The organism is Paenibacillus mesotrionivorans (assembly GCF_046098205.1).
In the GTDB taxonomy this organism is placed as follows: domain Bacteria; phylum Bacillota; class Bacilli; order Paenibacillales; family NBRC-103111; genus Paenibacillus_AR; species Paenibacillus_AR mesotrionivorans.
This window is the reverse complement of sequence record NZ_JBJURJ010000010.1, coordinates 94,886-107,773: the sequence shown is the minus strand read 5'-3', so window position 1 is coordinate 107,773 and position 12,888 is coordinate 94,886. Positions and strand designations below refer to the sequence as shown.

Annotated in this window: 14 protein-coding genes and 1 pseudogene; 11 read left to right on the top strand and 4 right to left on the bottom strand. The window is 52.8% G+C overall.

What is annotated here, in order from left to right; all coding sequences use genetic code 11:
- Positions 1 to 3 precede the first annotated feature (3 nt).
- Positions 4 to 936, bottom strand: coding sequence for an ABC transporter ATP-binding protein (locus ACI1P1_RS16320; RefSeq protein WP_416217485.1), 933 nt, complete (start codon positions 934 to 936; stop codon positions 4 to 6).
- A 165-nt stretch (positions 937 to 1,101) separates the two neighbouring features.
- Here ACI1P1_RS16320 and ACI1P1_RS16315 point away from each other — a divergent pair, with 165 nt between their 5' ends.
- The 4 genes and pseudogenes from ACI1P1_RS16315 to ACI1P1_RS16300 all read left to right on the top strand — a co-directional run bounded on the left by ACI1P1_RS16315 (position 1,102) and on the right by ACI1P1_RS16300 (position 4,272).
- The gene (locus ACI1P1_RS16315) at positions 1,102 to 2,280 is read left to right on the top strand and encodes a sensor histidine kinase (protein ID WP_416217484.1); all 1,179 of its coding nucleotides are present in this window, start codon (positions 1,102 to 1,104) and stop codon (positions 2,278 to 2,280) included.
- On the top strand, positions 2,280 to 2,963 hold the full coding sequence (locus ACI1P1_RS16310; RefSeq protein ID WP_416217588.1) for a response regulator transcription factor: 684 nt from the start codon (positions 2,280 to 2,282) through the stop codon (positions 2,961 to 2,963). Before ACI1P1_RS16315 ends, ACI1P1_RS16310 begins: the two co-directional genes overlap by 1 nt.
- 137 nt (positions 2,964 to 3,100) lie before the next feature.
- Positions 3,101 to 3,300 (top strand): annotated as a pseudogene (locus tag ACI1P1_RS16305) (hypothetical protein).
- Between the two features lie 162 nt (positions 3,301 to 3,462).
- A complete protein-coding gene (locus ACI1P1_RS16300) occupies positions 3,463 to 4,272 on the top strand; it encodes an amidohydrolase family protein (protein WP_416217483.1) in 810 nt (269 codons plus the stop codon).
- A 75-nt stretch (positions 4,273 to 4,347) separates the two neighbouring features.
- On the opposite strand, the gene ACI1P1_RS16295 is transcribed toward ACI1P1_RS16300, so the two are convergent.
- Positions 4,348 to 4,626 (bottom strand): transporter, encoded by a 279-nt coding sequence (locus tag ACI1P1_RS16295; RefSeq protein WP_416217482.1) that lies wholly within the window; start codon positions 4,624 to 4,626, stop codon positions 4,348 to 4,350.
- Positions 4,627 to 5,092: 466 nt separating this feature from the next.
- Between ACI1P1_RS16295 and ACI1P1_RS16290 the strand changes: the two genes are divergently transcribed.
- The 5 genes from ACI1P1_RS16290 (at position 5,093) to ACI1P1_RS16270 (ending at position 8,201) form a co-directional block, all read left to right on the top strand.
- Complete coding sequence (locus ACI1P1_RS16290; protein WP_416217481.1) at positions 5,093 to 5,392, top strand: SemiSWEET family sugar transporter; 300 nt, start codon at positions 5,093 to 5,095, stop codon at positions 5,390 to 5,392.
- Between the two features lie 132 nt (positions 5,393 to 5,524).
- On the top strand, positions 5,525 to 5,836 hold the full coding sequence (locus ACI1P1_RS16285; RefSeq protein ID WP_416217480.1) for a hypothetical protein: 312 nt from the start codon (positions 5,525 to 5,527) through the stop codon (positions 5,834 to 5,836).
- A gap of 22 nt (positions 5,837 to 5,858) precedes the next feature.
- Positions 5,859 to 6,824, top strand: coding sequence for a sigma-70 family RNA polymerase sigma factor (locus ACI1P1_RS16280; protein WP_416217479.1), 966 nt, complete (start codon positions 5,859 to 5,861; stop codon positions 6,822 to 6,824).
- Positions 6,825 to 6,914: 90 nt separating this feature from the next.
- Positions 6,915 to 7,337, top strand: coding sequence for a VOC family protein (locus tag ACI1P1_RS16275; RefSeq protein ID WP_416217478.1), 423 nt, complete (start codon positions 6,915 to 6,917; stop codon positions 7,335 to 7,337).
- 180 nt (positions 7,338 to 7,517) lie between these two features.
- Positions 7,518 to 8,201: a hypothetical protein gene (locus ACI1P1_RS16270; RefSeq protein WP_416217477.1), complete on the top strand. Its 684-nt coding sequence runs from the start codon at positions 7,518 to 7,520 to the stop codon at positions 8,199 to 8,201.
- Positions 8,202 to 8,314: 113 nt separating this feature from the next.
- Here the strand turns inward: ACI1P1_RS16270 and ACI1P1_RS16265 are convergent, their stop codons facing one another.
- Positions 8,315 to 9,793 (bottom strand): protein adenylyltransferase SelO, encoded by a 1,479-nt coding sequence (locus tag ACI1P1_RS16265; RefSeq protein ID WP_416217476.1) that lies wholly within the window; start codon positions 9,791 to 9,793, stop codon positions 8,315 to 8,317.
- A 142-nt stretch (positions 9,794 to 9,935) separates the two neighbouring features.
- Between ACI1P1_RS16265 and ACI1P1_RS16260 the strand changes: the two genes are divergently transcribed.
- Both ACI1P1_RS16260 and ACI1P1_RS16255 read left to right on the top strand, forming a co-directional pair.
- Positions 9,936 to 10,601, top strand: coding sequence for a hypothetical protein (locus ACI1P1_RS16260; protein WP_416217475.1), 666 nt, complete (start codon positions 9,936 to 9,938; stop codon positions 10,599 to 10,601).
- Positions 10,602 to 10,705: 104 nt separating this feature from the next.
- Entirely contained in the window at positions 10,706 to 11,386 is a 681-nt protein-coding gene (locus ACI1P1_RS16255; RefSeq protein ID WP_416217474.1) for a hypothetical protein, read from the top strand.
- 63 nt (positions 11,387 to 11,449) lie between these two features.
- Here ACI1P1_RS16255 and ACI1P1_RS16250 read toward each other — a convergent pair whose 3' ends face one another.
- Positions 11,450 to 12,682, bottom strand: a complete 1,233-nt coding sequence (locus ACI1P1_RS16250) for a glycosyltransferase family 2 protein (RefSeq protein ID WP_416217473.1) — start codon at positions 12,680 to 12,682, stop codon at positions 11,450 to 11,452.
- Between the last annotated feature and the right edge of the window lie 206 nt (positions 12,683 to 12,888).

Here is a 12,888-nt window from a genome sequence, read left to right as displayed (position 1 = left end):
CTCCTAATCTCGCGGCGCACCGCCGGTAATGTTCAGGAAAATCTGTTCCAGACTGGCTTCCTCGAAGGAGAAGCGTGTTGGCTTAAGCCCCTTCCTCGCCAGCGCCTCCAGCGTATCCGCCGCAGCGGTTTCGCTTGGGGCCAGCAGCAGGGCCAGCCTGCCCTCCCGCAGCTCCGCCGAACGGACACCGGGCAATGCGGCGGCCAGCTCCCGCTCGGCAGGCCCGCATTCCGCCAGCCCTACCGTCAGCAGATGCGGCAGCCCAAGCCGGGCTTGAATGGCCTGCTTCGTTCCTTCGGCGGCCAGCCGTCCGTGATCCACCACGGCGATCCGGCTGCATAGCTGCTCCACCTCCTCCATGTAATGGCTGGTGTAAATCACGGTGACGCCCTGCTCACGGTTCAGTCTTTTCACCGTCTCCAGAATTTGGTGCCGGGATTGCGGGTCAATGCCTACTGTGGGCTCATCCAGAATCAGGAGGGAGGGGTGGTGGATAAGCGAGGCGGCGATGTTCACACGCCGCTTCATTCCTCCGGAGAATGAAGATACGTCCTCGTTTTGGCGGTCCGTCAGGCTGACAATATCCAGCGCCTCTCGGACCCGCTCCTTCAGCAGGGGCCCTGACAAGCCATAGAGAGAGCCGAAGAATTCCAGATTGTCCCGGGCGGTGAGGGCTTCATAGAGGGCAATATCCTGGGGAACGATTCCGATTTTGGCCTTCAGCTCCTTGGTGTGCCGGGTGAGCTCCTGTCCTGCGATGCGAATTCGGCCTGATGTAGGAGCAAGAATACCGGCAATCATCGAAACAAGGGTGGATTTGCCCGCTCCGTTCGGGCCGAGCAGACCAAGCGCCTCGCCCGGCACCACTTTAAGCGACAGGCGGTCAACGGCGGTATAGCTGCCGTAGGTTTTGCTGATTTCGATCAATTCAAGCATGAGAGAAAGCCGCTCCTTTTTTTTCGTAGGATGAGGATGCAGCTTCAGTATAGACCGGATATATGGAGACTCCTATTCACCAAAGCCATCCTTTCACCGGTGACTTTCTTCATCTGTGGGGCTGGGGGTGACTGTGATACAATACCTAATTGGGGGGGGATTGGAATGGAGAGGATGCTGTCTATACAGAACCGGCGCATATCTGTTCTGCTGGCCTTTAAGCTGCTTGCGCTTATGTCCGTGCTATATGCCCTGGTGCAGCAGCGGGAGGAGCTTCCCGCCGGACATGTACTGCCTATGGTCCTGTGCCTGTGCGCTGTGGGAATCGAGCTGGTTAAATTTTTCCGCCACCTCTCTCCCGCCAGGTGGTGGGGAGTCACAACCGCTGCCAGCCTGATTTTTGCCGGAGCGCTTGGCTGCCTCGCCCCCTTCAGTGACAGTACACTTTATACCATGCTGCTGCTGATTGAATTGATGATCATGTATCCCGGCTGGCCTGTGGGGCTGCTGCTCCTGCATGCCGCCGCTTATGTGCTGCCATGGCTGATATATCCAGGTTGGGCAAGCTGGTCCTCCTTGTTCAGCAACTATGCGGTTTCCGGAACCATCGGCTACCTGTTCCACAACATCATTGAGGAGAAGCGTAAAACCGAGCAGCTTAACCGGGAGCTGGGGGATCTCAACCGCCGCCTGAAGGCGTATGCCTCCGCTGCCGAGGAGCTGGCTGTTTCCCGGGAACGTAACCGGATCGCCCAAGAGCTGCACGATTCCATCGGCCATACGCTGGTTGCGCTGAATATGAATCTGGAATACGCCGAGCAGATGGTGCTGCGGGACCCGGCCCGGTCTGCCGAGGTGGTCGCCAAGGCCCGGGTGCTCACGGGCTCCGGTCTGGTGCACCTGCGCAAGGCGGTGGAACGCCTTCGGCCGGAGCAGGAGGGAGCGGCCGGCGGGACCTTCTCCCATCGGCTGGGGCTTCTGTTTGCCGATTACGGCAGCGGCGGGGGGATTGCCTTTGAGCTGACGATGAATGAAGCTATGGAAGCGGAGGACATTCCGGTGAAGGAATGTGTGTTCAGCACAGTGCGCGAGGCCGTCACCAACGGCGTGCGGCATGGAGCCGCCACAGAGTTCGCGGTAAGCATCAACCGGGAGGCGGAGGAATGGGCGGTCCGCATCCGCAATAACGGCCGGGCGGAGGAACCGGGTCCCCCCGCAGACGGTGACGGATTAAGGGGCATGCGCGAGCGGGCTGCAGAGCTCGGCGGCCGGGTGGACATCCGGGGGACGGAGAAGGGCTTCCAGGTGGATATGCGCCTTCCGGCTAAAGGGGGAGTACGATGATCCGGGTGTGGATTGTCGATGATCAGGAAATGGTCCGCGAGGGGCTGAAGATGCTCCTCAGCCTGCATGAGGATATGGTGCCGGTGGGGGAGGCGGGAGACGGAGCGGAGCTTCTGGAGCGGCTGACAGAGCTGGCGGCCGGCGGTTTTCCGGCGCCGGATGTACTTCTCATGGATGTGCGTATGCCGGTTATGGACGGTATTGAAGCAACCCGGCGGGTTAAGCAGCTTTACCCCTCCGTCAAAATCCTGATTCTGACCACCTTTGACGAGGAGGCCTATCTGTTCGGAGGACTGCGCAACGGTGCGGACGGCTATATGCTGAAGGAATCCGGCTCGGCTGAAATCGCCGCCGCCATCCGCACCGTCTGCGGCGGCGGTATGCTGCTGGACGCCAAAGCCCGGCCCAGCATTATCCGGGTGCTGGACGGCCTGCCCCGGGAGCCCGAAGCAGGCCGGGGTGACCCGCTGGCGCTGCTTACCCCCAGGGAGCGTGATACAGTCCGGCTTGTGCTGGACGGCAAAAGCAACCGGGAGATCGGCGAAGCCATGTTCGTCACCGAAGGCACCGTCAAAAATTATGTGTCTCGGATTCTGGAGAAGCTGGAGCTGAAGAGCCGTGCGGAGCTGATCGTGTACCTGGGCGGTTCCCACTCTCGTTACAGCAGCCGCAAGGGAGAATAACGCTTACACTGTTGCTAACCCGAACATGGGCAGCGTTCAAGGATGTGAGCAGTCCAATCCTCTCTATTATTCAGGAATAAGATAGATGGAGAGGTTCCCCTCTCTTCTTCCAAAAAGGATATGGAGGCGGCTTGCACATGAGCAGAAAACAAACGGGACGGGTGGAAAATCAAGTGTATTCCAGCCGGGTGCAACGGCTGATAATGCCCAAAACGAAGTGCTGTTAGCCGACAATTCGCGGAAGCTTCTGGTTTTTAACAAGGGGGGAAGAGTCCTTGTTGGCGGAGGTGGAACAAGCCACTACAGCAAGCCGCACCGGGCAATTACCCTGCGCTAATGCTGCCATGGTTAGCTTTGCCCTTTGAAGCTCCATTCTTCGGGATGGGGCTTTTTTTTTTGTAACAAGGGCTTGCAATGGAGGGCCCCTAGCAGGAAAATGAAGGAAACCGCCAACACAGACCGATCACCATGGATACATGCCGTGAAACGGAGGATTCGTATGATCATTGATATCCACGCCCATGCCGCTGGCGAGTACAGCACCGTTGATTCTCTGAAACTGGTGGCCGCGAAATACGGTATTGAGAAAATCGGTTTATGCACAAGCCCCAAGAACATTCAGACGCTCCAGACCCCGCCGGATATGCCGTTTACCCAGAAGCCCGACAGCATTTATATGATGAACCGGTTTAATAGACTGGCTTACCGGCATTTTCTGAAGGGTGACGGTGAGGGGAACCGGTATGTTTCCGAATTAAGGAACCGGCTGCCTGAGCTGGTGATCCCGTTTCTCTGGGTCGATCCTCTGGATGGCGGGCATATGGAGCGTCTGGAGGAAAACCTCCGTACCTGCCGGCCCGGAGGCATCAAGCTGCATCAAGCGTGGAATCCCTTCCGGATTGACGGTGTTGAGTTTAAGCATCTGATAGATGTGGCCACCTCGTATAAGCTGCCGGTTTTCATTCATGTTTACTCCAAGAAGGAAGTGCTGAAGCTGCTGCGTTTCATCAAGGAAAACCCGGACGCGGTGTTTATTATCGGACATTTAACCGGTACCGGCCTCTTTAGCACAAGCGGGGTGAGCCTGAAGAATATCTACTTCGATACCTCCAGCTCCAAGCGGATTCAGGGCAATGACATCAAGCAGGCCATTGAGGCTTTTGGCTATGAGCATATCGTGTTTGGGACGGATACGCCTTATGCCGGCATCGATAGACAAATTGAGCGGATTGAAGGCTTAAAGCTGCCTGATCGTATTAAGGAGCATATTTTTAGTCTGAATGCCAGGAGCCTGTTGGCTGTAGATTAATAGAAGACCTGCTACTACGAAAGCTATGTATAGAAAAACGCCTGGCTTGTTTTCGAAGCACAAGGCGTTTTATGTTTAGTATAGGGTAGGAATGGGCGGACAAGAAACAGCATTGATTAATCTCGGATCAAATCCGTAATACGCCCAGAAAAACCCATTCCACCGGTAGCCTGAAATGCCGCTTTGCTCTACGCTAATGGGGTAAAACCAGAAGCTGTCCCCATTCCATAACCAAACATAAGTATATTGTTGCACGCAGTCCACGATATAAGAGACATCAGGTTTTGGCGGTGCGTAGGAAGGGGGCGGGGGAAGCTGTACGGCAGATCCTTGATAACCTGGCATAAATGCCATCGCTTTCCCTCCTCACTAAGATAACAAAACGATAACAAGCAATTCGAAGAGGACTAATGTAAGGATCGCCATGTCGCTGGGTCCGTAAAAAGGCCGGTGACCCCCTTGGGTTGAAACTCTTACATGAATATGACCGCTGTCACAGCCCAAAATTACACCTTCAATAACATGGCCATCCAATGTCTGAATGCGGACGAACCGGTTTATATGAGTGCTGCAAATGTGGTGTAGACGGTCCCGGATGGATCTTAAGTTTTGTGCAACGTTTGGGTCGGCTTGATAAAGCACCTGTTGATGTGCCACAGGATATTGCGTGCTAAGGCTCATGAATATAACCTCCATAAAGCTTCATAATAGAATCCCTTCATCCTATGCGAATACCTATTCACAGGTTCATTCCTATTGCTGTGCGGGAGTTACGAACCGGGTTACCGGAGCATATGATTTCTTATTGGAGGGGATACGTATGCTCTTTGTTTTATTTCAGCTTATTGGCGGGGTTATTCTTTCCTTCGGGTGGATCCCTCAAATCATTCAGATGTTAAGAACGAAATCGGCTGAAGACTTAAATAGGAATACCTTTTTGCTGTTGTTTACAGGAATCGGATTTATGGAGGTTTATGGGGTTCATTTGGCTATGGAAGGTGTGGGGTATGCATTTCTCATCACGAATAGCATGTCTCTCGTTTTAGTTGTTATCATTCTTGCACTCATTATGAAGTATAGGCGCCCTGCAGAGAAAAAGAATGGACATAGAACGTTTTAGGAATGTATCTTGATGGGTCATCCGTCATGCACTTGAATGTGCAGAAGGATGGCCTTTTGATTTCTCATGGAAAAAACAGGTTGTGCGTGGGAGGAATGCCGCGGCCGGTATCGAATATAAAGCGGAAATCAGGTGGATAGATTTGTTTATATTGCGGGGATTTTGGCCCGGCCCGGTGCGATCGTTCCGGATGGCTTTGCGTATCGTGATATTCCGGATTGCCTGATGGGGATCGGCTGGATTCAAGGAAATACCTCCCACCTGGAAAAAGGAGCCCACGGCAAAACCGAGAAGATCATGAAGACAAACGGGTATGCCCCTGATTATTCCGCTGTCGGTATTTCGATGGAATACTATTCCTTCGAGAAATATGCGAATATTGAAGAAGACGGCAAAAACACCTTCACCTTCGGCTACTATTTGCCCTGCAAGAAGGTGGAATAGGTATTCGAGGAGGTACACAGGCATGAGCCTGCTGCATGGGGAATTGGAATGGATGGAGAAACTTCGTCCCGAACTGGTGGGATATTGCTACCGGATGATGGGGTCTATCTTCGAGGCAGAGGATGCGGTGCAGGATGCCATGGTCCGTGCCTGGCAGAGCTGGGACCAACTGCAGCAGGAGGGCTCGCGCAAAGCTTGGGTGTACCGGATTGTGACGAATATCTGCATCGACCGGCTAAGAAGTGCAAAGCGCCGGGCTCTTCCGATGGATCTGTCGGAGCCTGCCGCGCAGATTACCGAGCCTAAGGAACAGCTGCCCAATGCCTCCTGGGTATGGCCTGTCCCGGACTCTGTCGGCAATCCCGCAGATATTGTGGTGAATAAAGAAAGCATTCGGTTATCGTTTATTGCAATTCTGCAGACCCTGCCGCCCCGGCAGCGTGCCGTGCTGATCCTGCAGGAGGTCTTCCGGTGGCCGGCCACTCAGACGGCAGAAGCCATGGGGATGACCGTGGCTGCCGTGAACAGCGCCTTGCAGCGGGCACGGGCAACGTTAACGAAGGCGGAGCTCCGGTCGGAAGCTCTGCAGGAGCTGGATGATGATGCGGATCAGGAGCTGCTGGCCCGTTATGTGGAGGCCTTCGAAAGATACGATATTGATTCGCTGTTGGCGTTATTTCATGAGAACGGCAGCTTGTCCATGCCGCCTTTTGTCATGTGGGTGAACGGCAGGCCGGATATGTCCTTGTTCTATGAGACCACACGCCGCCACTGTCTCGGCTCCCGAATGCTGCCGTTGCGGGCGAACGGGGGCTGCCCCGCATTTGCGCAGTATGTGCCTGCCGGAGATGATGGAAGGCTGCTCCCCTGGGCCATTCATATTCCGGAAATCAAGGACGGCCGGATTCTGCATCTCCATCATTTTATCGATCCGGCATTATTCAGCCGGTTTGGGCTGCCTCCCTTTTTGGATACAAAAATAAATTAATCGGTAGACCGATGATTTCTTCTAAGCCCGTTCGTCTATACTCATGGTAGTGAAAATAGATGGGCGTTCAAGCCTAAGGAGGATTCACCGATGACTGTAAAATTAACCCCGTATATCACCCTTGAGGGAAAAGTGAAAGAAGCGATCCGGTTTTATGAGCAGGCTATCGGAGCAGAGGTCCTTTCGTTGGCCACCTATGGGGATATGCCGGACATGCCGGAGACGTTCACCGACGAGCTTAAGCAGCTTGTGGCCCACGCTAAATTGAAGGTTGGAGAGTCGGAGCTGATGTTTTCGGATGCCTTTGGCGGTTCGGCCATTGAAGCGGGCAAACGGGTAACCATTTGTATTACAACCAACAACGTGGAGCAGTCCCGGGGAATTTTCGAGGCCCTGCAGCAAGGGGGAACCATCAACATGCCCTTTAGGGAAGAGCCGTTCAGCCCCGGTTTCGGGGATGTGACGGATAAGTTTGGCGTGACCTTCCAGATTTATACGGAGCTGCAAGGGTAAAAGGCGGGACGGCCAATTCTACGTTGGTAGGCAGATGACTCCTGGTATTTGAAGGGGTCATCTTTTTTTCAGCGGTTTTAATTTTCACCAGTACTTGTGGACCGGCACTCAGAGCTGCTACACTTTTTCAATGAGGTTACCTAAGTCCTTGAAATTCTTATTTAGAAGGGACGAATACATGTGAACAGCTCTTATATTAAAATAATGACGGCAATAATTATTGTAATTTCGATGTTTTCGATCTCGGCATGCGGAGCTAAATCAGGAAATAAGGCTCCTGTTGTTGAGTCACACGCAGATTGGCATTCTTTTAAGAGTATTGAAGAGTTGGCACTATACTCTGATCTTATTGTTGTTGGTGTAGTCGAACAGGTCAAAAATCCGGTAAAAAGAAATATGAGCTTAAGTGAAAACCAACCACCACTATATGAGATCGCCACATTATCGGATGTAAAAGTAACCGAGGTTCTTAAGGGTAACGTAAAGGGTGGTGATCTTATTGAGATCAAACAGGAGGGTGGACTTTACGAAGGAACCCAATACGTTACGGACGGCGTCGAGTTTGTAAAAGAAAAAGGGGAGTACATCCTTTTCTTAAGAGCCTTTGATAAATATAAGGCAAACGTACCATATGCAATTATTAATCCCAAGCAGGGGCTTATCCAATTAAACGCCCCGAAAGTGGATTCAAATAGCAATAAAAATGCGGCCGATCAAAACAAAAACTCACAACAGGATTTATTTAATGATAAGCCTACAAAAGAAGTTAAACTTGATTCCATAAAAAAAGCTGTTACAGAAACGAATAAACAACCCCTGCTCAAAGTAAATCCTGAAGTAGAAAAGGGATTGCTTAACCAATAAACGTTCTTAACCAAGTTAAAAACCGTCTTTTCTAAAAAATGGAGGTTACCACAACCATTTTCGAAAAGACGGTTTTTTTGTGAATCTTGTAGATATTTCATGCTGCTTCTGCTTCAGGTCCCGCAGAAGGTCTGATATGCACAGGACGAAGGTTCTGGAGGTGCGCTATATTCCTCCTGCTCCGGTGTATACGCGTACGGTGCGGCCAGCACAGCAAGGAGGCGCTCCATCACGCTATAATCTCCGTGTTCCACCGCCGCCTCCAATGCGGCTTCAACCCGGTGGTTCCGGGGGATCACCGACGGATTGCAACTGCGCATCAGCTGGCGTACGGCGTCTTCGGTGCTTTGCTGCCTGCCGAGTCTAGCCTGCCAGCGTTCTTTCCACCGGACGAATTCGGGACTTTGAACAAGACTTGAATCCTCGGTTAAGCCCAAGGTGAGCGAGCGGAAGGTATTGGTGAAGTCCGCGCGGTTCTTTTCCATCCACTGAAGCAGATCCCCGATTAAGTGTTCATCCTCCGGCTCCTCGTTTGAAAGGCCCAGCTTGGCCCGCATGCCAACAAGCCAACTCCCGCGGTAAAGCTCGTTATACTCCCCGATTGTATCCTCCGCCAGCTTCACGGCCTCTTCCTCATCCTCATGCAAAAGCGGCAGCAGCGCTTCGGCGAATCTGGTTACATTCCAGGCTCCGATGCCTGGTTGGTTGCCGTATGCATAACGCCCGTGGGTGTCAATGGAGCTGAATACGGTAGCAGGACTGTAGGCGTCCATAAAAGCACAGGGTCCGTAATCAATGGTTTCTCCGCTTATGGCCATGTTGTCCGTATTCATTACTCCGTGAATGAATCCGACTCGCTGCCATTGGGCGATTAAACGCGCCTGCCGTTTGATTACCTCACGGAGCAGGACAAGATACCGTTCCCTCCCCTCCGCCTTCACATCAGGAAAATGCCGCTTCAGCGCATAGTCCGCCAGAGCCCGAAGCTCATCGGTGCTCCCCCGGTTAGCCGCGTATTGAAAGGTGCCCACCCGCAAGTGACTGGCTGCGACCCGGGTCAGAACGGCGCCGGGCAGTACCGTCTCGCGGATCACCGGCTCGCCGGTGGCCACCACGGCAAGACTGCGTGTTGTCGGAATGCCTAAGGCATACATAGCTTCGCTGATGATATACTCCCGGAGCATGGGGCCAAGGGCGGCCCGGCCGTCACCGCGGCGGGAATAGGAAGTTCTGCCCGAGCCCTTAAGCTGGATATCCACCCGTTGTCCCGCGGGGGTGATCTGCTCGCCAAGCAGCAAGGCCCTGCCGTCCCCCAGCATGGTAAAATATCCGAATTGATGCCCTGCATATGCTTGGGCAAGAGGCATGGCTCCCTCAGGTATCCGGTTCCCGGCAAACACCGCTACTCCGGTTTCCTGCCGCAGCTCACGAACATTTAGTCCCAGCTCAGCAGCAAGCGGCTCATTGAGCACCGCCAGCTCCGGAGTGCTCACAGCGGTAGGGTTTTGTTTGGAAAAAAAGACTTGGGGCAGCCGGGAATAGCTGTTGTCCAGCTTCCATCCGGCTTCTACTTTTGCTTCTTGCTCAGACACGGACCATCCCACCTTCTGCAGCAAATTTTCAGCTCCCTATAGCGTGTACCTTCATTGTATAAATATTCCGGTTCAGATGCGAATGATTTGCCCTCTCCCAAAACGGTTACTTCAATGTTAACTTCAACAGGAGGTGCATCATATGAAACATTGGCGTACATCCTTTATGCAAGGCGCTGCCCTGTCTATTTCGCTTTTGCTTGCTGCTTGCTCCGGAGAGTCGGCAGCTCCGGGTCAATCTCCTGCGGGTACGGCTGCTGATACGCCTGCTCCCACGGTGTCGGGTTCCTTGGGTACACCCGCCGTCAGCATGTCGCCAAGTTCGACTGCGGGAGCGCGGCCAGCTGCCCGTTCCATAGAGGTAATGACATCAGAGGGATACCAGAAGAAGGAGGCAAAGCTGCAGCAAGGCCCAGGGTACTCCTTCTACATGTTCGACGGTTTTACCTACGACGCGGCGCAAGGACGGCTTTCGCTTGCAGCAGCTCCGGATTATTACGCTGTAATCGAGCCGCTGCCTACAGGCTTTTCGGTGGAGGCACTCCGCAAGCAGGGGCAGGAGGAGCTGGCAAAGTTCGGGGAGACCAGGGAATATACCGGGGAGCTGGTGGAGCATCCGCTGAGATTTACGGAGCTGTATCTGCAGGTTTCTGCGATGGAAGGGGTATGGGATTACATGGTGTGGAAATCGGAGAACTGTGACCCCTTTTTGTTCCGCCTCCACAATCCGAAGGGAGAAGCTTCGGCACAGTTTGCCCAGCCTGTTCAGGTGATGCTTTCCACGGTAGAGGCTGGGGGTAAGCCATAGGGGAATGGAAATTTGATATATCTATGAACGGCTTCCATAATGTTCTTCCGTTTGATATGATGTCTAGTGAAATTTAAGAGCATCTGGAAAAACTGGAGAGTGTTATGATGAGCAAATATGTCAAAGTGTTTGGTGCAATCGCCATTTCGGCATCCATCGCCGCAGGCTGTTCCGGCACAGCATCGGATTCGGATGAATTGGTGAAAACCAAAGCGCTTGTGGAGCAGCTGACCGCTGAGAACAAACAACTCAAGGAGCAGCTTTCTGCAAGTGGAAAAGAAGGTAGTGCCAGTGCAGCAGGGGGCGTAACCGCCAAACCGAGTCCGTCTCCCGCTGCCTCGAAGATGAAAACGATTGAATCCGGCACACCTTTGACGATCAACGATTACGCCGAAATCACATTAGTGAAAACAGAGTTTACCGCCAAGGTAATGCCGCCCAAGCCGGCATCCCTCTATACTTATTATGAGGTGAAGGACCCTGCGAATATCTATTTGGACACGGTCATCAGCATCAAAAGCCTGAAGAGCTCTGCCGGGGGTGCAGATGAATTCGCATCAGTAGCCGTTAAGTACGCAGATAAATATGATTACAAAAGCTTTTCCACGATTGAAAAGGGAGGCGGTTCGGATTTTACCTACACGAATATCACCAGTATCGAGCCCCTTAAGACCGGCACGCTGCATTACCTTGCCGAGCTTCCCAAGGAGGCATCTGCTGATGATAAATCGGTGGTGCTGATCATCACGATCGGAAAAGAAAAGTACGAATATAAGGTCAAGTAACAATGTGTGCCCGCCGGAAGCTGACCGACGGGTGTTTTTTTATAATCGCGTAAACCCGCTGTTCTACATCTCCTCCAGCGAAATAGACCTTGTATGAGGGATCATCTCCCATTTCCGCTGTTTTCTCAGGAGAGTGATGAGATTAATCGGCATCCAGCTGGCCAACAGAAACAGGAAGGAGCCGAAGGCCTTGCAGAAGCCGCGGAGGGTCCGTCTGTTCTGCTTATAGGTGAACAAGGCTGCAAGCAGGAGGCAAAGCATCAGTCCCCACAGCAATGGCTGACCCGGCAAGGAGAAGCCGTCCAGGCTGTATTTTCCCAGGAGGGTTTGCCCCGCCAGCCCAAGGGCCGACAGCACGAAGATAACCGGGCTCAAATATGTCATGGCCAAATCCAAGCAAAGGATGCTGCGGCGGCAGACCGCTTCTTTGCACAAATCCTTGAGGTAATATCGGGAGCTGTCAAAATTGCCCGTGCTCCACCGTCTTCGCTGCTTCCAGGATTGGGTAAAGGTAAGTGGCTGCTCATCGTATACAATGGCATCGCCTACATAATGCACCCGTTCACCTGCAAGCACGCACTGGGCGCTGAACTCATAGTCCTCTGTAATCGTCCGGGTGTTCCAGCCCCCCAATTTCTCCAAGAAGGGAAGGGTAGCCATAAATCCGGTGCCAGTGACAAAGCTGGACAGGCCCAAGGCTTCACGGCTTGAATTGTAAAACCGGTCAATGATCCAGAAGTAGATGGAGAAGCTGGCAGCTACGGCATTGTCTCCGGGATTTTTGCTGTTTTTGAAGCCTTGGGCAACCTGGGCGCCTGACTGCCTGGCCCGGTTCATATGCTGCAGGAAGTCCGGATGGACGATGTTGTCTGCATCGAAGACGCAGATGGCATCGTATTTGTTTTCGGTCATACATGCTCTGATAAATTGGGTCAGCACATCTCCCTTGGACCGAATTTCCCCGACTGGGTCAAAAATGCGGGCACCGCAGGCCGCAGCAATCCCTCGCGTATGGTCCGTACAATTATTGGGAGCGACATAAATATCGTACAGCTCCGCAGGGTAGTTCTGCCGCTGCAGGCTGGCAATCAAATTCCCGATCACATCCGCTTCGTTGCGGGCCGCGATGAACAAGGCAAACCGGGTTTCCGGCGGCACAGCGCCCTTTTGCGGCTTTATTTTTTTTCGCCATTCCCCCCAAAGGGCCAGGACAACAAAATATACGCCGTATACGCTTGTCAGGAAACCAAGCCACTTGATGAGATGAGCTGCAAGAGTGAAGGTTGAGGAATCCATGTTTTGTTCCTTTCGATGTGAGAAGAAGCCGTGATGTTTGTAAGACCATTATAAGGAACATTTCATAAACAAAAAGGTGGAGAAAGCCAAAGATTTTCTTAAGAAAAGGCAAATTTGTCTTCTGTTACGGACTATAGATCCGTTAAATCAACATTTTTGGGCGTTTTTGGCTTTTACCGGACCCAGGAAGCGTTATTACTCCATGT